16 protein-coding genes and 2 tRNA genes are annotated in these 19,140 nt (G+C 68.4%); 9 read left to right on the top strand and 9 right to left on the bottom strand.

Going from position 1 to position 19,140, the window contains the following annotated elements; translation table 11 throughout:
- Positions 1–210: 210 nt before the first annotated feature.
- A tRNA-Ser gene (locus P6F26_RS12940) sits at positions 211–300 on the bottom strand.
- Between the two features lie 210 nt (positions 301–510).
- On the opposite strand from P6F26_RS12940, the gene P6F26_RS12935 reads away from it, so the two are divergent.
- From P6F26_RS12935 to P6F26_RS12905, 7 genes are all read left to right on the top strand, one after another.
- Entirely contained in the window at positions 511–1,683 is a 1,173-nt protein-coding gene (locus P6F26_RS12935; RefSeq protein WP_278029114.1) for an SPOR domain-containing protein, read from the top strand.
- Between the two features lie 18 nt (positions 1,684–1,701).
- On the top strand, positions 1,702–2,919 hold the full coding sequence (locus tag P6F26_RS12930; RefSeq protein ID WP_278029113.1) for a D-alanyl-D-alanine carboxypeptidase family protein: 1,218 nt from the start codon (positions 1,702–1,704) through the stop codon (positions 2,917–2,919).
- Entirely contained in the window at positions 2,916–3,542 is a 627-nt protein-coding gene (tmk, locus tag P6F26_RS12925) for a dTMP kinase (RefSeq protein ID WP_278029112.1), read from the top strand. The genes P6F26_RS12930 and tmk overlap by 4 nt, the downstream gene beginning before the upstream one ends.
- Positions 3,543–3,603: 61 nt before the next feature.
- A complete protein-coding gene (locus tag P6F26_RS12920) occupies positions 3,604–4,749 on the top strand; it encodes a DNA polymerase III subunit delta' (RefSeq protein ID WP_278029111.1) in 1,146 nt (381 codons plus the stop codon).
- A 21-nt stretch (positions 4,750–4,770) separates the two neighbouring features.
- On the top strand, positions 4,771–5,580 hold the full coding sequence (locus P6F26_RS12915; RefSeq protein ID WP_278029110.1) for a TatD family hydrolase: 810 nt from the start codon (positions 4,771–4,773) through the stop codon (positions 5,578–5,580).
- Between the two features lie 2 nt (positions 5,581–5,582).
- On the top strand, positions 5,583–6,380 hold the full coding sequence (locus P6F26_RS12910; protein WP_278029109.1) for an MBL fold metallo-hydrolase: 798 nt from the start codon (positions 5,583–5,585) through the stop codon (positions 6,378–6,380).
- Positions 6,381–6,389: 9 nt separating this feature from the next.
- Complete coding sequence (locus P6F26_RS12905) at positions 6,390–7,322, top strand: AEC family transporter (protein WP_278029108.1); 933 nt, start codon at positions 6,390–6,392, stop codon at positions 7,320–7,322.
- 4 nt (positions 7,323–7,326) lie between these two features.
- On the opposite strand, the gene P6F26_RS12900 is transcribed toward P6F26_RS12905, so the two are convergent.
- The 8 genes from P6F26_RS12900 to P6F26_RS12865 form a co-directional block, all read right to left on the bottom strand.
- Positions 7,327–8,415, bottom strand: coding sequence for a Hint domain-containing protein (locus P6F26_RS12900; RefSeq protein ID WP_278029107.1), 1,089 nt, complete (start codon positions 8,413–8,415; stop codon positions 7,327–7,329).
- Positions 8,416–8,514: 99 nt separating this feature from the next.
- On the bottom strand, positions 8,515–9,531 hold the full coding sequence (locus P6F26_RS12895; RefSeq protein ID WP_278029106.1) for an ABC transporter permease: 1,017 nt from the start codon (positions 9,529–9,531) through the stop codon (positions 8,515–8,517).
- A 5-nt stretch (positions 9,532–9,536) separates the two neighbouring features.
- The gene (locus P6F26_RS12890) at positions 9,537–11,222 is read right to left on the bottom strand and encodes an ABC transporter permease (protein ID WP_278029105.1); all 1,686 of its coding nucleotides are present in this window, start codon (positions 11,220–11,222) and stop codon (positions 9,537–9,539) included.
- A gap of 1 nt (position 11,223) precedes the next feature.
- Positions 11,224–11,511 carry a DUF1330 domain-containing protein gene (locus P6F26_RS12885; protein WP_278029104.1) on the bottom strand — a complete coding sequence of 96 codons (288 nt, stop codon included), beginning with the start codon at positions 11,509–11,511 and terminating at the stop codon, positions 11,224–11,226.
- Positions 11,512–11,777: 266 nt separating this feature from the next.
- Positions 11,778–12,890 carry an extracellular solute-binding protein gene (locus P6F26_RS12880; protein WP_278029103.1) on the bottom strand — a complete coding sequence of 371 codons (1,113 nt, stop codon included), beginning with the start codon at positions 12,888–12,890 and terminating at the stop codon, positions 11,778–11,780.
- A gap of 127 nt (positions 12,891–13,017) precedes the next feature.
- On the bottom strand, positions 13,018–14,115 hold the full coding sequence (locus tag P6F26_RS12875) for an ABC transporter ATP-binding protein (protein WP_278029102.1): 1,098 nt from the start codon (positions 14,113–14,115) through the stop codon (positions 13,018–13,020).
- Between the two features lie 484 nt (positions 14,116–14,599).
- A tRNA-Leu gene (locus P6F26_RS12870) sits at positions 14,600–14,686 on the bottom strand.
- Between the two features lie 169 nt (positions 14,687–14,855).
- Entirely contained in the window at positions 14,856–16,160 is a 1,305-nt protein-coding gene (locus P6F26_RS12865; protein ID WP_278029101.1) for a peptidoglycan-binding domain-containing protein, read from the bottom strand.
- A 202-nt stretch (positions 16,161–16,362) separates the two neighbouring features.
- Here P6F26_RS12865 and lipB point away from each other — a divergent pair, with 202 nt between their 5' ends.
- Together lipB and P6F26_RS12855 are read left to right on the top strand one after the other, a co-directional pair.
- The gene (lipB, locus tag P6F26_RS12860) at positions 16,363–17,019 is read left to right on the top strand and encodes a lipoyl(octanoyl) transferase LipB (RefSeq protein WP_278029100.1); all 657 of its coding nucleotides are present in this window, start codon (positions 16,363–16,365) and stop codon (positions 17,017–17,019) included.
- 218 nt (positions 17,020–17,237) lie between these two features.
- Positions 17,238–19,136, top strand: coding sequence for a cytochrome c oxidase subunit I (locus P6F26_RS12855; protein ID WP_278029099.1), 1,899 nt, complete (start codon positions 17,238–17,240; stop codon positions 19,134–19,136).
- The last annotated feature ends 4 nt before the right edge of the window (positions 19,137–19,140 follow it).

The following is a 19,140-nucleotide window of genomic DNA, read 5'->3' as shown; positions in this document are numbered from 1 at the left end:
CGATTGCTCGAAATTCCCTGTTAATTCGCGTTTATCAGGGAATTCGGCCGCAAACCGCACCGACCAAAATGGCCGACTGAGACGGGCCGGGTGTCGGCGTGGGAAATGGTCACTAAGGTGCGTCTCTGTGGGAAAAGCCGCCGCACAAGCCACGGAAATTGCGCAAGGTTTTCCAGCACTTCCTGTACAGGGAAATGAGACAGGGGTCCGTGGCGGAGGAGGTGGGATTCGAACCCACGGTGCGCTTTCACGCACGCCGGTTTTCAAGACCGGTGCAATCGACCACTCTGCCACTCCTCCGGGCCGCGCAAGCGCATACGCGGCAGCTTGCGATTCTGGAAGGCGTGTCGCTCGGGCATCCCCTTTCCGCCAAGATGCCGTGCCGGGTTTTCAGACCGTGTGGAAAGGGGTAGTCTGCTTCAAAATGATGCGGCCGGCATCGAACCGGGCGCGCGGCACAACACGCATCGGCACAAGCCGGGCACCCATTGAGCGCGGAAAGAGCAGCAGATGACCCACACCTCCCCCTTGCGGATCGAGGTCCGCCGTGGCGGCCGGATCGCGTTGACGCTGGCCATCCTCGTGGCGGCCTCCGCCTGTACGGAGACCGGCGAGTTTTCCTTCGGAACCCGAAACGCGGACGCCCAGGGACCCGCGCCCATCGGGGCGACGCCGCTTGAAGAGCGCGACGTGGAGGCGCCCGAGATCTTCGACGTGACCGAGGAAGGCCTCTGGGACGGCCGGCCCTCGCTCGGCGGGGTCTGGGTCGCGCATCCCGACGCGGCCGACCCCGAGCGTGTGATCATCCGCAACTCCGAGACCGGGCGCTTCGTCATCGGCGCGCTGTTCCGGCGCGAGCGCGAGAACCCCGGCCCCGTCGTCCAGATCTCCTCGGACGCGGCCGCGGCGCTCGACATCCTCGCCGGCGCGCCCACGATGCTCCAGGTCACGGCCCTCCGGCGCGAGGAAGTCCCGCAGGAGCCCGAAAGCCCCTCGGCCACCGAGGACGTGGTTCTCGCAAGCGCGCCGGGTGCGGAGACGGTCGTCCCCGACACCGCCGAGCCGCAGGCCGGCACCGTGTCGGCCGCGGACGCCCCCGCGACCGCCCCCCTGGCCGAGCCCGACGCGACCCTTGCCGCGTCCGCCGGGCCGACCGACGCCGCCGGCGAGCCCGCCAGTGAGGCGCCCCGGGCCCGCCGCGGCCTTCTTGCGCGCATCTTCTCGCCCGCGCCCGCCGCCGCCCGCACCGGTACGCAGGCCGTGGCCGGGACCGGTCTGACCGCCGAGGAGGTCAGCGCAGGCATCCGCACCGGAACGATCGAGACCGAGCGTCTCGACCCGATCGCCGCCGTGGCCGATGCGGCAATCGCCGAGAGCGAGGCGACCGAAGTGGCCGCGGCCGCCCCGGCACGGCCCGCGCCCACGGCCGCTGCGCCCCGCGCCTCGGCGCTCGACCGGCCCTTCGTCCAGATCGGCATCTTCAACATGCAGGAAAACGCCCATAACACCGGGCAGGCCTTGCGCAACGCCGGGCTTCTGCCCACCATCTACGACCAGACAAGCAATGGCCGCCGGTTCTGGCGGGTGGTCGTGGGCCCTGCCCCGAACGCCGCGGATCGCTCGGCCGTCCTCGAGACGGTACGCGGGCTCGGCTTCGAGGATGCCTATTACGTGACCCGCTAGGAGCGCGAGCTTCCCCACATGCAGGCCAGCAGATACGACTTCTTCCATGGCGCCGCGGCGGTCCTGATCGCCGCGGCGCTCGGTTTCGCCAGCCCGGCGTCCGCGCAGGGTTTCGAGACGCAGGCAGGCGCCGCCTGGGTCGTGGACCACACAACGGGCCAGGTGCTCCTGTCGCACAACGCCGACGTGCCGCTGCCGCCGGCCTCGATGTCCAAGCTGATGACGCTGCTGATGACGTTCGAGGCGCTGCAGGACGGCCGGCTGACGTTGCAGACGCGCCTTCCGGTCAGCCAGCACGCCATGAGCTTCGGCGGCTCGACCATGTTCCTCAACACCGAGGACCGCCCCACGGTCGAGGAGTTGATCCGCGGCGTCGTGGTCGTGTCGGGCAATGACGCCGCGGTCGTGCTTGGCGAGGCGCTCAGCCCCGATGGCACCGAGGCGGGCTTCGGGCGCATCGCGACGGAGCGCGCCCGCCAGCTCGGCATGGACGAGACCACGATCCGCAACGCCAGCGGCTGGCCCGACGCGGACCACGCCATGTCGATGCACGACCTCGGCATCCTGGCCGAGCGGATCATCACCGAGTTTCCCGAATACTACGAGTATTTCGACGAAACCGAGTTCGACTACGAGAACCGCGCGCCCGCCAACCGCTTCAATCGCAACCCGATCCTCGGCATGGGCATCGGCGCGGACGGCCTGAAGACGGGCCATACCCAGGAGGCCGGATACGGCCTTGTCGGCTCGGCCGTGCAGGGCGACCGGCGCGTGACCTTCGTGATCTCGGGCCTCGACAGCGCCGAGGCGCGGGCCCGCGAGAGCGAGCGCATCATCAACTGGGCGTTCCGCCAGTTCGTGATGGACGGGATCGTCGAGGCCGGCACCGAGGTCGCCCGCGCGCCGGTCTTCCTCGGCGAGACGGCGACCGTGGGCCTCGCGCCGGCCGAAAGCGTCGAGATGCTGGTGCCCGCGCTTCTCGATCCCGAGATCACGGCAGAGATCACCTACGAAAGCCCCCTTCCCGCCCCCATCGCCGCCGGCGACGTGGTGGGCGAGATGACGATCCACCAGGGCGTCCGGGACCAGTCGCGCACGGTGCCGCTCGTGGCGACCGAAAGCGTGGCGCGCGGCGGGCTCATGGTGCGGCTTCGCACGGCGACGGGAATGCTTCTCGAAGAGGCGCTTGGCGACGACGCGGAGGTCCCCGAGGCGGTGCAGGCGGCCGACGGATGACCCCCACGCGCGGGCTGTTCATCAGCCTCGAGGGCATCGACGGATCCGGCAAGTCCACGCAATCCCGCCGTCTGGCCGAGCACATGCGCGCGCAGGGCCGTGACGCGGTCCTGACGCGGGAGCCCGGCGGCGCGCCGGGCGCCGAGGACATCCGCCGCCTTCTGGTCGAGGGCGATCCGGCGCGCTGGTCGCCCGAGACGGAGATCCTGCTGTTCACCGCCGCGCGACGCGACCACCTGGAGCGGACGATCCGCCCGGCGCTGGAGGCGGGCCGCGACGTCGTGACGGATCGTTTCGCCGACTCGACCCGCGTCTACCAGGGCGCCACGCGCGGCGACCTGCGCGGGCTCGTCGATGCGATCCACGCCGCCGCCATCGGCGTGGAGCCCGACCTGACGCTGATCCTAGACATGGACCCCGCCGTGGCGCTGGAGCGGGGACTGGCGCGACGCTCGGGCGAGGACCGCTTCGAGGAATTCGGCCTTCCCTTCCAGCAGAAGCTGCGCGCGGGCTTCCTCGCACTCGCGCGGGAGGCGCCCGGGCGCTGCGTCGTCATTGACGCCTCCGACGACCCCGACGCGGTGGCCGCGCAGATCGCGCGCGCGGTCGACGCGCGGCTCTGAGGCCGCGATCGCGGGCGCTGGCCCCTCGCCGGCCGCCACGGCCCGTGCTACATCGCGTGCGATGAATGACGACGCCCTTCCCGAAGCCGACCGTATCTCGGGCGCTCCGCATCCGCGCGAGACTGTGCGCCTGTTCGGCCAGGACGCTGCCGAGGCCGCGTTCCTCGCCGCGCTGAACTCCGGCCGCCTGCCGCATGGCTGGCTCCTGACGGGGCCGAGGGGCGTGGGCAAGGCGACGTTTGCCTGGCGCGCCGCGCGATACCTGATCGCGACGCCGCCCGAGGCCGGGGGCGGCGCAGACGCCCTGTTCGCAGCACCGCCGCCCGCGACGCTCGACATCGACCCCGCGCATCCCGCCGCCCGGCGCCTCAGGGCCCTGTCCGAGCCCAACCTGATGCTGCTGCGGCGTGCGTGGGACAGCGACAAAAAGCGGCTGAAGACGCAGCTGACCGTGGACGAGGTCCGGGGCCTCAAGGGCTTCTTCGCGATGAGCGCGGGAGGAGAGCGGCGTGTTGTCATCGTCGATGCAGCCGACGAGATGAACCCCAGCGCCGCCAACGCGCTTCTGAAGGAACTCGAGGAACCGCCGAGGAACACCGTCCTCTTCCTCGTGTCGCACCAGCCGTCGGGCCTTCTGCCGACGATCCGCTCACGCTGCCGCACGCTGCGATTCGACCCGCTGGGGGCCGCGGACCTCGCCGCCGCGCTGGAGGGCGCAGGCCTGCCCCTGCCCGAGGGTGCCAGCGCGGACGCGGTCACGGCGCTGTCGGGCGGATCCGCGGGAGCGGCCGTGACGCTGATCGAACAGGACGGCGTCGGGCTTTACGCCGATCTCGTGAGGCTGATGGCGGGGCTGCCCGACATGGACCGCCCCGCCGCCCTGAAACTCGCCGACGCGGCCGGGGCGCGGGGCGCCGAGGCGCGTTTCGACCTTACGCTGACGCTTCTCGACACGGCGCTGTCGCGGATCGCGCGGGCGGGCGCCACGGGACATCCGACCACGCCCATCGTGCCGGGAGAGGAGGCGATGCTGACCCGCCTCGCCCCGGACGCCGTCGCGGCGCGCGCCTGGGCCGAGCTCGCCGCCTCTCTCACCGCGCGCGCGCGCCGCGGCAAGGCGGTCAACCTTGACCCTGCCGCGCTCATCTTCGATATGTTCCTCGATCTCGACCGGACCGCCGCGCGGCTGGCCGTGCCCGCCGCCTGAGCCCTTCCGGATCCGGACACAATGCCCGACATGCCCCCCGCCCTCGTCGACAGCCATTGCCACCTCGACTTCCCCGACTTCGCCGAGGAACGGGCGGACGTGGTGCGCCGCGCCGTGGACGCTGGCGTGACGCGGATGGTGACGATCTGCACGCGGCTGGGCAACGCCCCGCAGGTCCGCGCCATCGCGGACGCCCATGACGAGGTGTTCTGGGCCGCCGGCACCCACCCGATGAGCGCCGCCGAGGAGCCGATGACGACGCCGGACGAGCTGGAGGCGCTGGCGCGGCATCCCAAGTTCGTCGGCATCGGGGAAAGCGGCCTCGACTATCACTACACCGCCGAAAGCCGCGACGTGCAGCAGGAAAGCCTTCGCATCCACATCGAGGCCGCACGGCGCACCGGCCTGCCGCTGATCATCCACGCGCGTGACGCCGACGAGGACATGGCCCGCATCCTGACCGACGAGCATCGCGCGGGCGCGTTCAGCTGCGTCATGCACTGCTTCTCGTCCGGCGCGGATCTGGCGCGGGCGGCGCTCGAGCTGGGGTTCTACCTTTCGATGTCGGGGATCGCGGCCTTCCCGAGGTCGCAGGCGCTTCGCGACATTTTCGCCGCCGCCCCCCTCGAGCGCGTGCTGGTCGAGACCGACAGCCCCTACCTCGCCCCCCCGCCCCATCGCGGCAAGCGCAACGAACCCGCCTATACCGCCCACACGGCCCGTGTCGGCGCCGAGGTCTTCGGCCTGTCCGAAGAGGCGTTCGCGCAGGCGACCAGCGCCAATTTCGATCGCCTCTTCCACAAGGCCGCCACCTGGGCGAAGGCCGCCTGAGGATGGCCGAGCTGCGCTTCACCATCCTTGGCTGCGGCTCGTCGGGCGGAGTGCCGAGGCTTGGCGGCCATTGGGGCGACTGCGACCCGTACGAGCCCCGCAACACGCGCCGCCGCTGCTCGATGCTGATCCAGCGCATCGGCGAGGACGGCACGACCTCGGTCCTGATCGACACCTCGCCCGACCTCCGCCAGCAGCTGCTCGACGCGGGCATCGGACGCCTCGACGCAGTCGTCTACACCCACTCGCACGCCGATCACGTCCACGGGCTCGACGATCTTCGGATGATCGTCTTCAACATGCGCCGCCGCCTGCCCGTGTGGGCCGATGGCGCGACACAGAACGACCTTCTGAACCGGTTCGGCTACGCCTTCGTGCAACCGAAGGGCAGCGCGTATCCCCCCATCCTCACCCTCAACACGATCGAGGACGACGTCACGATCGAGGGCGATGGCGGGCCGATCACGCTTCGGCCCTTCGAGGTGGAGCACGGCAACATCCACGCGCTCGGCTTCCGCATCGGCGACCTCGCCTACCTGCCGGACGTCTCCGACATCCCGGCGGCCGCGTGGGCGGCGCTCGAGGGGCTGGACTGCTGGGTGCTCGACGCGCTGCGCCGCGCGCCGCATCCCTCCCACGCGCATCTCGAACAGTCGCTCGCCTGGATCGCCCGCGCGACACCGCGGCGCGCGGTGCTGACGAACATGCATATCGACCTCGACTACCGCACCGTGCTGGAAGAGACGCCCGAGCACGTCGTGCCGGCCCATGACGGCATGGTCATTTCCTACGATGTCTGACACGGCGCGATGATCGGCATCCTCAGCGTCGTCGCGCCGGTCTTCCTGCTGATCGGGGCGGGCTACCTCGCGGTCTGGCGCGGGCTTTTCGCCGACAGCGCCGTCGACGGGCTGATGGTCTTCACCCAGAAGTTCGCGATCCCCTGCCTCCTGTTCTCGGGCGTCGCGACCCTCGACCTCGCGGCCGAGTTCGACCTCGCGCTGCTCGGGGCGTTCTACGCCGGGTCCACCACAAATTTCTTCATCGGAATGTTCGGGGCCCGCATCCTGTTCGGGCGCCCATGGCCCGATTGCGTGGCCATCGGTTTCGTGCCGCTCTTCGCCAACAGCGTCCTTCTGGGCCTGCCGATCACCGAAAGGGCCTATGGGCCTGACGCGCTCGACGCGAACTTCGCCATCATCGCGGTGCACGCGGCGTGGTGCTACCTTCTGGGCATCACCACGATGGAGATCGTGAAGTCGGGCGGTCTGAGGGGGCTGGCGACCCTGAAGCTGGTGGCGGGCGCGATGTTCCGCAACGCGCTGATGATCGGGGTGCTTCTGGGCTTCGTCGTGAACCTGTCGGGCGCGCCGATCCCCGGCGTGGTGCAGGACGCGCTCGACCTGATGATCCGGGCGGCGCTGCCGGCGGCGCTGTTCGGGCTGGGCGGCATCCTCTACCGCTACAAGCCCGAGGGCGACCTGTGGATCGTCGCCTTCATCTGCGCCCTCGCGTTGCTTCTGCAGCCGGCGATCACCTATACCCTCGGCACCACCGTCGCCGACCTGACGCAAGCCCAGCTGCGCTCGGCGGTCGTGACCGCCGCCATGGCGCCCGGCATCAATTCCTACCTCTTCGCCAACATGTATGGCGTGGCGCGGCGCGTCGCGGCGACCTCCGTCCTCGTGGCGACGGCGCTTTCGGTGCTGACCGCGACGCTCTGGATCGCGCTTCTTCCCTGAGGGCTCAGCCCGCCAGAAGCGCCCGCGCTTCGCGCCGCCCGAGGGCGGGGTGCGCCAGGGGACCGGTCGCGCGCCCCTCCGCGATCCCGGGGAAAAGCGCGAGAAGCTCCGCGCGCGCGGCGGGCGGAACCAGCGCGAGACTGCGCGCCGTGGCGTGGAAGCTCTCGGCCTCCGCGCCCTCGGCGAAGACGATCCGGTGGCGATCGAACATCAGGTGCACATAGGTGACGAGACCACCCTCCACGATGCGCACCCGCGTGCCGTCGACGAAATGGGCCGCCGGGATCAGGACCGAATCCTCGCCGAAGTACAGCTCGGCCCGCCAGCCGGAATGGCGGAGCCGATGCTGCCGGGACAGACGCAACGCGGAGCGATTGCCGACGGTGCCGGGCGCGAACTCGACCGGCGCGAAGCGGCCCTCCGCGGCGACCGTCCGTTGCCCGATCCAGCGCAGTGGCTGCGCGCCGGCCTCGCGGGTCAGCACCATGTCGCCCGGCCGCAGCGTCTCGACCGGGACCTCGCCGCCGGGCACGGCGATGCGGGTTCCGGCCACGAAGCACATCGGCGCCGCGAAGGTGTCGGCGGCGTGCTCCGGGCCCTCCTGCGCCGCCGTGACGGTAAGGGGCACGCCGACCGGGGGGAAGCCGCCCGGACCGCCGACGAAGGCGAGGCCCTCGACCATCGCGTATTGCGGCGAGGAGTTGTGCAGGTTGAAGGCGACGGCGGTCCAGGTGTCGGTGCCGTCGGTGACGGTCAGGGAATACTCGGCCTCCACCCGCGTGCCCGCGCTGAAGGTCTCGCCCCCGAAGTCGGTGTCCTCGGCCAGCCGCTGGCTGCCGTCGTTGTCCGCGAATGTCGGATCGTTGTCGTCGATCGCGATGCCCTGCCACGCCCCGGCCCGAAGCGTGATGGTCGCGCCGACGAGATGGCTTCCGTCACCCTGCGAACGGCCGTCGAGGGTCTCGGCGCCCTGGGTTCTCTGGGAACTCGCGGCGCTCTGGCCGCTGCGGGCGGCGGATTTCGGAATGGCGCCCTGCCCCGCGCCATCGACGGTGATGGCGTCCTCGTGGAGGACGAAGATCCTGTAGGACATGGCGGCGTGGCCCCGGCTGGAACGCTGACGGGGCCACGCTTGGCATTGCTTTTGGGTAAATCCGGCGCCTTCGTGGGGCCTTTTGGTGCCAAAGGCCGGTCAGCCGGGTGACATCCCCCGCAACTTTTCGGACCGCCGGCGCAGCAGTTCGACCGCCGTGAGCAGCAGGATCGAGATCGACACGAGGATCGTCGCGGCCGCGAGGATGGTCGGGCTGATCTGCTCGCGCAGGCCCGTGAACATCTGCCACGGCAAGGTCTGCTGACCGGCCGAGCCCACGAACAGCACCACCACGACCTCGTCGAAGGAGGTGATGAAGGCGAACAGCCCGCCCGAGATCACGCCCGGCAGAATGAGCGGCATCTGGATGCGGAAGAACGTCGTGACGGGGTTCGCCCCCAGCGAGGCCGAGGCCCGCGTCAGCGACCGGTCGAAGCCCACCAGCGTCGCCGTCACCGTGATGATGACGAAGGGAATGCCCAGCGCGGCATGGCTGAGCACGACGCCCCAGTAGGTGCCCTGCAAGCCGATGCGGGAATAGAAGAAATACATCCCTGCCGCCGAGATGATCAGCGGCACGATCATCGGCGAGATCAGGATGGCCATGATCGCGCCCTTGAAGGGCACATGGCTCTGGCTGAGGCCGATGGCGGCCAGCGTCCCGAGCGAGACCGCCATGAGCGTGGCCACCGGGGCGATCATCAGCGAGTTCTTGAGCGGCGTCATCCACTCCGCGCCCTCGACGCCCCAGAGCTTGCCGACGATCATGCCGAGCACGGCGCCCACGAAGATCGGGATGAAGATGTTGCGCTCTTCCTTCACGAACCAGATCACCGCCGCGAAGGCCGCGCCCAGCGCCGCCCCCACCCCGAGGCCGAGCCACGGGTTGCCCTCCTGGCCGAAGAACTCCTGGTAGTGCTGGAGCGAGTAGCCCTCAGGATCGAGACGCAGCATCTCGGGCGTGAAGGTGAAGAAATCCTGGGCGTTGAAGCTCAGCGGGATGATGATCAGGATCGGCGCGATCAGGAAGAAGAAGATCAGGCCGCAGATCACGCGGAAGCTGTAATACCAGATCTTGTGACCTGTCGATGCGTACGGGGGAAGCTTGTGATCCATGTGCCTTACCCCAACTTCACGTTGTCGATGCCGACCATCCGGTCGTAGAGCCAGTAGAGAACCAGCACGAGCGCCAGAAGGATCGAGCCCAGAGCGGCCGCGAGGCCCCAGTTCAGGCTTTCCGAGATATGGAACGCGATGCGGTTCGAGATGAAAGTGCCGGTGCGGCCGCCCACGAGCTCGGGCGTGATGTAGTAGCCGATCGACAGGATGAACACGAGGATCGAACCCGCACCGATGCCCGGCACCGAGTTCGGGAAATAGACCCTCCAGAACGCCGTCCACTGCGTTGCGCCCAGCGACCTGGCCGCGCGGACATAGGCGGGCGGGATCGTCTTCATCACCGAGTAGAGCGGCAGGATCATGAACGGCAGCAGGATATGCGTCATCGCGATGATCGTGCCGGTCTGGTTGTTGATCAGCGCAAGCCTGTTGTCGTCGGCCACGAGGCCGATCCACACAAGCGTGTCGTTGATCACGCCCTGGTTCTGCAGCAGCACCTTCCACGCGCTCGTCCGCACGAGGAGCGACGTCCAGAACGGCAGCAGCACGAGGATCAGAAGCAGGTTCGACGTCCTCAGCGGCAGGTTCGACAGCAGGAAGGCGATCGGGTAGCCCAACAGGATGCAGCTGATGGTGATCGTCATCGACATGAAGATCGTGCGCTGGAACAGGAGCATGTAGATGCGCTGGTCCTCGGGCTGCGCCTCGATGCCCTCGGGCGTCAGCTGCAGGTCGATGGCGGACAGGAAATAGCCGGCCGTGTAGGGATCCGAGAAGGCCTCGATCGTGGCCCAGACCGGCATCTGGACCCAGCCCTCGTCCATGTCCTCGAAGACCGCGCGAAGATCGACCGTCTCGAAGGTGCCGACGGCGCCGGCGGCTTCGGTCAGCAGTCCGGCGCGCGGGCCATTGTAGCCCGACACGTCCGCCCCGCCCGCAAGGTCGCGGTAGAGCGCAAGGTAGACCGTGTTCCACGGCTCTTCGGCCAGCGGGCTGTCCTGGTCCTCGGTCTGGATCGTCCGTGCGAAGGAGCGGTAGGCGTCGGCGGTCTCGGGCAGCATGTCGGCGATGCCCGGCGCCAGCTCGAACCGCGGCTGGGGCAGATCGTCGTCATCCGCATCGACCCAGGCCTGCCCCTCGGCGATCCAGTCGGGATCGGCCATCAGCGCGGCCCAGGCTTCGGGGTCTTCCCAGGCTTCGTTGAGGTCGATGAACTGGTCCGCGTAGGTCTCGCCCACGTCGTCGATGCCGCGCCCGGAGCGGCGGAACATCGAGGAGATGCCGGTCGTCTCGTAGTTCAGGCGCGATCCGAGGCGCGTGTGGATGCGCTTTTCGGAGGCCTCCATCAGGTCGTAGGCGAAAGCGGCGTAGGTGTCGTCCGAGGGCAGGTCCTCGGCGTCCCAGTCCTGCAGCGCGATGACCGTGCGCGGCAGCGTCTCGCTGACGATCTGGTTCTCCACCGAGCGGAACAGCATGTCCACGATCGGCGCCACGAAGGTGATCACGATGAACAGAAGGAGTGGCGAGATCAGCGCCAACGCCCGCAGTTTCTGCGCCCGGAGCGCGCGGTTGAGGCTGGCCTTCAGTGGCCGGCCGTCCGCCGCGAGCATCGGGCCCGTGTGCTCCGCTTCCTCGCGGCGCGAGCGGGCGGCGTCCTGGCTCAGGTTCCCGGCTGTCGCGTCTGCCATGTCACACGCCCTCGACAATGATGATGGTGCTTTCGGCGCAGCGGCGGCGGATGTCGGCGACCTCCTGGTAGTCGGGATCGTCGTATGCCGCGAGCGCGGCCTCGTAGCTGGGGAATTCGATGACGACGTGCCGGTCGCCGGCCGTGCCTTCCTTGACCACGGAACGCCCGCCCCGGATCACGAAGCGCGCGCCGTGGGATTCAAGGATCGGCGTGTCGCGACGGACGTATTCGGGATAGCCCTCGGGATCCGTGACGGTGATCTGTCCGATGATGTAGCCCTTGGGCATCACACGCCCTCCGCAAGAGTGAATTGGACGCCGAGGGCGGAACGCGCCACCGCGGCGCAGCGCGCCGCGCGGACCGGTTCCCTGCAGGTTTCGGGACCTGTGACCCTTGCGTTCACGATCCGGTCGGCCTTCGGCATGAATTGGTCCCTTCGCCGTGTGTGCTGTGTGCCAGTCTCTGCGTCAGGCCGCCGGCACGGGCGGGCTCACGGACAGGCTGGATGTCCCCGGGGCGGACGCGCCGCCCCGGGAATGACCGTCAGGTCGGCTTACTGCGCGAGCCATGCCTGGAAACGTGCGTCCAGGTCGTCGCGGTAATCGGCCCACCATTCGTAGTTGAACAGGATGGTCCGCTCGGCGTTCGCCGGGTCGGTCGGCATGTGCGGCGCCATATCGATGCCGAGGTCGGCATGGGTCGAGACGAGCGGCGCGGAAGATGCGCGAGCCGGGCCGTAGGAGATGTACTGCGCCTGGTCGGCCAGACGCTGCGTGTCCGTGGCGAACATCAGGAAGTCCATGACGCGCGCCAGACGGTCCTCGGGCAGACCCTCGGGGATGATCCAGCCGTCAAGGTCGAAGACCTGTGCGTCCCAGAGCATCGCCACCGGCTGGTCCTGCTCTTCGATGAGCGAGAACAGGCGGCCGTTGTAGGTGGAGCCCATGACGACCTCGCCATCGGCGAGAAGCTGCGGCGTGTCGGCGCCGGCGGTCCACCAGATCGTGTCGTCCTTGATGGTGTCGAGCTTGGCGAAGGCCTGTTCGATGCCTTCCTCGGTCTCGAGCACGTCGTAGACGTCTTCCATCGCGACGCCGTCGCAGAGCAGCGCCCATTCCAGGTTGCCGATCGGGCGGCGCTCAAGCGAACGCTGGCCAGGGAAGGTCTCGGTGTCGAAGATCGCGCAGATGTTCTCCGGCGTCGCGCCGTCCCACTCGGCCACGTCCGTGCGGTAGCCGACGGTGGTCGAATAGACGATCTGCGGGATGAAGCAGTCCGACACGATGAGGTCGCCGAAGTCGTCCGACGCCGGGGTGCCGTCGGGCGCCGGGGCGAGGATCTCGTCGTGATCGACTTCCATCGCGAGGCCCTCGTCGCACAGACGGATGGCGTCGGAGGCCACCACGTCGACGAGATCCCAGGTGACGTTGCCCGCCTCGTTCATCGCACGCAGACGCGCGACGGCTTCGGCCGAGCTTTCGTCCCAGACGATGCTGACCTCGGGGTTCATCTCGATGTAGGGTTCGGCATAGGCGCGGATCTGGCTGGTCTGGTAGGCGCCGCCCCAGCTGACCATGGTCAGTTCGTCGACCATGTCCTGGGCGATCGCTGCCGGGGCCGCGAGGGCCGCGCCGGTGGTCAAAAGCATCAAGCTCTTGAGTTTCATGTTTTCTTGCTCCTTGTGGTTGGACGTCGGATTGTCACGTTCCGTTCTTCTTGTGAGTCGTTGTTATTGCTATTGGGCCTCCGCAGCGTCCGTCCGTGAAGCGCGCGGTCGTCCGGCCATTCGCTTGTCAGGCGTCGAGCGCCCGACAATCCTGAGGACGCCAGCCGATCTCGATCTGCTCGCCCGGCTTGAGGCGGCGCTGATCGGGGGCGTTGCGTGTCTTCATGATGAAATCGTCCCGTCCCGCGACCCGCAGGCGCGTCCGGTAGATGTCGCCCATGTAGATGAACTCGGCCACTTCGGCCTTGATCGTGTGGGCTTCGGGCGCAAGGCGCTCCTTGTTGTATTCGACGCGCTCGGGCCGGATCGACACAAGCGTCCGTTCGCCGACCTGGCCGACGTTGACGGGCAGCGCGTCGATGACCTCGCCGCCGTCGAGCGTGACCTCGGCGACGCCGTTCTCGATCTTGCTGATCGTGCCGTGCAGCGTGTTGTTCTCGCCGATGAACTGGGCGACGAAACTGTTCTGCGGCTCTTCGTAGAGCTTGTCGGGCGCGTCGAGTTGCTGGATGCGGCCGTCGTCGAACACGGCGACCCGGTCCGACATCGTCAACGCCTCGGTCTGGTCGTGGGTGACGTAGACCGTCGTGATCCCGAGACGGTGGGCGAGGTTCGTGATCTCGAACTGCATGTGCTCGCGCAGCTGCTTGTCGAGCGCGCCGAGCGGCTCGTCCATCAGGACCAGCTCGGGCTCGAACACCAGCGCGCGGGCCAAAGCGATCCGCTGCTGCTGGCCGCCCGAAAGCTGCGCGGGGCGCCGCCCGCCAAACTCGCCCATCTGCACCATGTCGAGGGCGCGCTTGACCTTGGCCTCGCGGTCCGACTTGCCCATTCCGCGCACCTCGAGCGGGAACGACAGGTTCTCGGCCACGGTCATGTGCGGAAAGAGCGCGTAGTTCTGGAACACCATGCCGATGCCGCGCTTGTGGGGCGGGATGTTGTTGATCGGCTTGCCGCCGAGAGTGATCTCGCCGTGGGTCGCGGTCTCGAACCCTGCGAGCATCATCAGGCAGGTCGTCTTGCCGGAACCCGACGGCCCCAGCATCGTTAGAAACTCGCCCCTGCCGATGGCCAGGTTGAGATCCTTCACGACGAGCGTTTCGCCATCGTAACTTTTCTGCACGCGGTCGAACGCGACGAACGCGCTGTCGGTATCTAGGGCCAAAAGCCACTCCCTGATGTAGCGCCGAATGTCGTCTTCAGCTTTCACCGTAGTAAAACAAGCATGGCCCGATGGTGCAACCTACAAGATCAAAGCGGTTTGAATAGGAGCGTCGGGCACGATGCCCGGAATTGCTTAAGCGTTTTTAATCAGTGCCTTGAAAGCACCTCACCCAAGGCCGCGACTTGAAGCATTTGGTCACGCGGGCCCTTGGATGGGCCATGGACGTGCAGTTGCCGACCGGCTCCGATGTCGCTTTCTGACCTTGCGGGACGGCATTCGGGACGGGCTGCGACTCTCCTTTTCGCGGCCATCGTGCCCCTTCAAGGCGCCCGCCCCTACGCGATCGGAGATACGGTCAGAGACCATGGCGCGCGCGTCGCGGCGCGATCGGAATTCGGAGGTTGCGGCATTGCCGGAGGACGACTTCATCGGGGCTTGCGCGCTTGGCGGCGCCGCCTTGGCGGGCTGCCTCTTGCCGATGAAATGGTGCGGTCGAGAAGACTCGAACTTCCACGGGTGTTACCCCACAGCGACCTCAACGCTGCGCGTCTACCAATTCCGCCACGACCGCACGTGTCTGGTAGTCGCGCGGTCTTTAGCCGAGGCGAAAGGGCTTGTGAAGGGGGGTCCGGGAAAAATCGGAGGGGCCGGCGAACGGCCCCCGCCCGACCCGCGCCCGGGCCCCGCGGGACGCGGCGGACCGCGCGGGTCCGCCCTTGTCCGGCCGCGTTCTCGCAGGGCTACTGGTTGACCTGGAAGGTCGGCAGCGCGGGCACCGGCTGTTGCGCCCGAACCGGCTGCGGTGCGCCCGCGGGCGCGCCCCCGCCAAGTTGCATCGTGGCCGCGCGCAGAAGCGCCGGGCGCTCGGGCTGGCCGGGCATGAAGGCGGGCTCCGAGCCGCGCTCGAGCGCCGTGATCGACGCGTCGTACCATTGCATCGCGAGATCGCGGCGCGTGTTGGTGCCGAAGCCCTCGCGCAGGTGATGGCCCAGAAGCTCCCCGTAGGCGGGCTCGCCCAGCGCGACGAGCATCAGGGCGGAGCCGACGGCCATGCGCATGTCGTCCTGCGCGTAGGCCACGGCGAGGCAGACCCTGCTCGTCGCCGCGAGGTCGCCCGGCGGCATCCCGGTTCCGGCGGCGAACTCGCGCATCTCGGCGGCCAGCGGCGCCTGCTCGATCAGCGAGACGCGGTCGATCTCGGCCGAGAGCATGGCCGAGAACGCGCCGCACTGCTCGGCGATCTGCGCGGGCGCGATGCCGGTGATGCGTCCCATCAGCTCCTCGCCCTGCGCCATCGCGTAGGTGCGCGCGACGCAGAACTGTTCGGACAGCGCCTGCGAGGGGTCGCGCATGGTGGCGAGCGTGACGTATCCGCCGTTCGACGAGGTTTGCAGCATCACCGAGTTGCACGCGTTGGCCAGCGACATCCGGGGCTGGCTGTTAGCGAAGAGGTTGGGCAGCTGCCCCGCCGCCGGGGCCGTCACGGCCGTCGAGGCCGGGGGCGCGGCCGGCTGTCCGGGGTTCACGATCACCGTGGTGGCGGGTGGCTGCTGTGCGGGCGAGGCGCTCTGGATCGGGCCGCGCTGCAAGCTGTCGCGGTAGGAATAGAGAAGCGACTGGCCGCGCAGTCCGGTCTGCTGCGCGCCGCCCTGCTGGGTCGCCCAGTAATAGGCGTCCATCAGGAAGTCGAACTGGTAGCTGGAGAATTCGCGGCCGTTGACGGGATAGCCCATGGAGGCCTGGTAGCGCTCGATCGCGGCGCGGGTTCCGGGGCCGATCTGTCCGTCCACCGTTCCGGCGCCGTAGCCGAAATAGTTGAGCGCGCTCTGCGTCTCGCGGCCCTGCTGGGTCGCGGGAATTCCGGGGCGCACGACGCGCGTCGTGGCCGTTCGGTTGCGCTGGTTCTGCTGGGTGACCGCGTGGCCGATGATGCCGCCGATGATCGCGCCGCCGATGAAATCGCCCGCGTCGGCCTCGGCCCGTTCGGCCGGCGTCAGCGCCAGTGCGGCGGCGAGGCTCGCAGATGTCAGGAATTTCCCGATCATGTCTTCCTCCAGGTACAAGAGAATCCAACACTTCCGTGCAGTCTAGCACGAAAGGCCGCCCGAACGGCGGCGAAACGGGCCGGACCGGTGGATTCCCCTACCCGCAACGGGCCTTCGCCACGGCGGGGGTGACATTCCGTGCGCCACGCCGCATATCCCGCGATGGCGGCGCGGATCGCGCCGCGCCTGCGGGGAGTGTCGCATGGTCGAATGGATCACCTCCGACGCGCCGGTCGGCTACGACCGCGCCGTCTCGCTCATGGAAGCGCGCGCCGAGGCCATCGCGCGCGGCGAGGCGTCCGAGGCCATCTGGCTCCTGGAGCATCCGCCCCTTTATACCGCGGGCACCTCGGCCAGGCCCGCCGACCTGCGCCAGCCGGACCGCTTTCCGGTTCACCAGACGCGACGCGGCGGCCAGTATACCTATCACGGTCCGGGCCAGCGCGTGGCTTATGTCATGCTCGACCTCAACACGCGCGGGCGCGACGTGCGCGCCTTCGTGGCGCGCCTCGAGGCGTGGGTCATCGCCGCGCTGGCCGAGTTCAACCTCCGCGGCGAGATCCGTCCCGGTCGCGTCGGCGTGTGGATCACCCGGCCCGACAAGCCCCCGCTGCCCGACGGCACCCCCCGCGAGGACAAGATCGCGGCCATCGGCGTCCGCCTCCGCCGCTGGGTCAGCTTCCACGGCATCTCGATAAACGTGGAGCCCGACCTGTCCCATTTCGACGGCATCGTGCCATGCGGCATCGAAGGGCATGGCGTCACCAGTCTCGTGGATCTCGGCCTGCCGGTGACGATGGACGACCTCGACGTGGCGCTGCGGCGGACGTTTCCGGCTGCTTTCGACGACCGGGACTGAGCCTTCGGGGTTATGCGACCCTGCGCCGCACAAGCCTGCAAGGCCCCAAAAACGCCTTTCCTGCCTTGATCCGCGGCGTTTTTCGCAGCCGGCGCGCGCCGCCCCCGGCCGCACGCCGCGTTGCCATGCCAATCAGCCCAGCCTAAAACGTTTCGCAGGAAAACGCAGGGCGAGGTCCGTCCGGATCCGCCTGCCACACGTCAGAACAGGAGACGACCATGGCGGACGCCACTCTGCCGGGGCATGAGCACGACAAGCCGGGGTTCTTCACCCGGTGGTTCATGTCCACGAACCACAAGGACATCGGTATCCTTTACCTCTTCACCGCGGGGATCGTGGGCCTGATTTCGGTCGCCTTCACGGTCTACATGCGGCTTGAGCTGATGGAGCCGGGTGTGCAGTTCATGTACATCCCGTTCGAAAGCGCGCCCGGCGCGCTCGACTCCCTGTTCGCCCGCGTGGGCGAGGCGCTCGCGGCGGCGGGCGGCGGCACCAACGCCTTCGCCGACCAGCTCTCGAGCCTTCAGGGAACGCTGATGTCCGCCGTGTCCGGCTCGGGCGACGAGGCGCGCCTCGTGGTCGAGGGCTCGCTCCGGGCCGAGGTGGTCCAGAGCCTCGACGCGATGGCCGCATCCGCCAATCCCTCCGAAGCCTCGGCGCTGCTGGGCCTGAAGGACCAGCTCGACGGGCAGCCCGACGGGCATCTGTGGAACGTGCTGATCACCGGCCACGGCGTCCTGATGATGTTCTTCGTCGTCATCCCCGCCCTCTTCGGCGGCTTCGGCAACTACTTCATGCCGCTGATGATCGGCGCACCCGACATGGCGTTCCCGCGCCTGAATAACCTCAGCTACTGGCTCTATGTGGCGGGCACGGTGCTGGCGTTCTGCGCGGTGACGGTCGATGGCGGCGCAGGCCCGGGCTGGACGTTCTACCCGCCGCTCAGCTGGCAGGACGCGCCGACGAGCCGCGCGGTCGACTTCGCCATCTTCGCCGTCCACGTCTCGGGCGCGTCGTCGATCGTGGGCTCGATCAACATCATCACGACGTTCCTGAACATGCGCGCGCCGGGCATGACCCTGCACAAGGTGCCGCTTTTCGCGTGGTCGATCTTCGTCACCGCGTGGCTGCTGCTCCTGTCGCTGCCGGTGCTGGCCGGCGCGATCACCATGCTGCTGACGGACCGCAACTTCGGCACGACCTTCTTCGACGTGGCGGGCGGCGGCGACCCGGTCCTGTTCCAGCACATCTTCTGGTTCTTCGGCCATCCCGAGGTCTACATCGTGATCCTTCCCGCCTTCGGCGTGATCAGCCACGTCGTCTCGACCTTCTCGAAGAAGCCGATCTTCGGCTACCTTCCGATGGTCTACGCGCTGGTTGCGATCGGCGGCCTCGGCTTCGTCGTCTGGGCGCACCACATGTACACCGTCGGCATGACCCTGACGCAGCAGGCCTACTTCATGGTGGCCACGATGGTGATCGCGGTGCCCACCGGCATCAAGATCTTCTCGTGGATCGCCACGATGTGGCAGGGCTCGATCAGCTTCAAGACGCCAATGATGTTCGCCATCGGCTTCATCTTCCTGTTCACGCTGGGCGGCGTGACCGGGATCATCCTGAGCCAGGCGGGCGTGGACCGGGCCTATCACGACACCTACTACGTCGTGGCCCACTTCCACTACGTGATGAGCCTCGGGGCCGTCTTCGGCATCTTCGCCGCCGTCTACTACTGGTTCGGCAAGATGTCGGGCCGCCAGTATCCCGAATGGGCGGGACAGCTGCACTTCTGGACGTTCTTCATCGGGGCCAACCTGACGTTCTTCCCGCAGCACTTCCTTGGCCGTCAGGGGATGCCGCGCCGCTACATCGACTATCCGGACGCCTTCGCGCTCTGGAACTACGTCTCGTCGATCGGCGCGTTCATCTCCTTCGCCTCGTTCCTGTTCTTCATCGGCGTGATCTTCTACGCCCTGTTCTACGGGCGCCGCATCGAGGAGCACGCCTACTGGGGCGAGCACGCCGACACGCTGGAATGGACGCTGCCCAACCCGCCGCCGGAGCACACCTTCGAAGAGCTTCCGACGCGCGAGATGTGGGACAGGCAGCCCGGGCACTGACGGG

Origin of the sequence: Roseicyclus salinarum (assembly GCF_029624655.1) — a bacterium.
Lineage (GTDB): Bacteria > Pseudomonadota > Alphaproteobacteria > Rhodobacterales > Rhodobacteraceae > Roseibacterium > Roseibacterium salinarum.
The sequence above is the reverse complement of the archived record's forward strand: the minus strand, read 5'-3'. Positions and strand labels throughout refer to the sequence as shown.

What these genes read in the sequence shown, in the direction of transcription:
- P6F26_RS12935 (WP_278029114.1), top strand. Translation starts at nt 511, where the DNA reads ATGACCCACACCTCCCCCTTGCGGATCGAGGTCCGCCGTGGCGGCCGG.
- P6F26_RS12930 (WP_278029113.1), top strand. Translation starts at nt 1,702, where the DNA reads ATGCAGGCCAGCAGATACGACTTCTTCCATGGCGCCGCGGCGGTCCTG.
- tmk (WP_278029112.1), top strand. Translation starts at nt 2,916, where the DNA reads ATGACCCCCACGCGCGGGCTGTTCATCAGCCTCGAGGGCATCGACGGA.
- P6F26_RS12920 (WP_278029111.1), top strand. Translation starts at nt 3,604, where the DNA reads ATGAATGACGACGCCCTTCCCGAAGCCGACCGTATCTCGGGCGCTCCG.
- P6F26_RS12915 (WP_278029110.1), top strand. Translation starts at nt 4,771, where the DNA reads ATGCCCGACATGCCCCCCGCCCTCGTCGACAGCCATTGCCACCTCGAC.
- P6F26_RS12910 (WP_278029109.1), top strand. Translation starts at nt 5,583, where the DNA reads ATGGCCGAGCTGCGCTTCACCATCCTTGGCTGCGGCTCGTCGGGCGGA.
- P6F26_RS12905 (WP_278029108.1), top strand. Translation starts at nt 6,390, where the DNA reads ATGATCGGCATCCTCAGCGTCGTCGCGCCGGTCTTCCTGCTGATCGGG.
- P6F26_RS12900 (WP_278029107.1), bottom strand. Translation starts at nt 8,415, where the DNA reads ATGTCCTACAGGATCTTCGTCCTCCACGAGGACGCCATCACCGTCGAT.
- P6F26_RS12895 (WP_278029106.1), bottom strand. Translation starts at nt 9,531, where the DNA reads ATGGATCACAAGCTTCCCCCGTACGCATCGACAGGTCACAAGATCTGG.
- P6F26_RS12890 (WP_278029105.1), bottom strand. Translation starts at nt 11,222, where the DNA reads ATGGCAGACGCGACAGCCGGGAACCTGAGCCAGGACGCCGCCCGCTCG.
- P6F26_RS12885 (WP_278029104.1), bottom strand. Translation starts at nt 11,511, where the DNA reads ATGCCCAAGGGCTACATCATCGGACAGATCACCGTCACGGATCCCGAG.
- P6F26_RS12880 (WP_278029103.1), bottom strand. Translation starts at nt 12,890, where the DNA reads ATGAAACTCAAGAGCTTGATGCTTTTGACCACCGGCGCGGCCCTCGCG.
- P6F26_RS12865 (WP_278029101.1), bottom strand. Translation starts at nt 16,160, where the DNA reads ATGATCGGGAAATTCCTGACATCTGCGAGCCTCGCCGCCGCACTGGCG.
- lipB (WP_278029100.1), top strand. Translation starts at nt 16,363, where the DNA reads ATGGTCGAATGGATCACCTCCGACGCGCCGGTCGGCTACGACCGCGCC.
- P6F26_RS12855 (WP_278029099.1), top strand. Translation starts at nt 17,238, where the DNA reads ATGGCGGACGCCACTCTGCCGGGGCATGAGCACGACAAGCCGGGGTTC.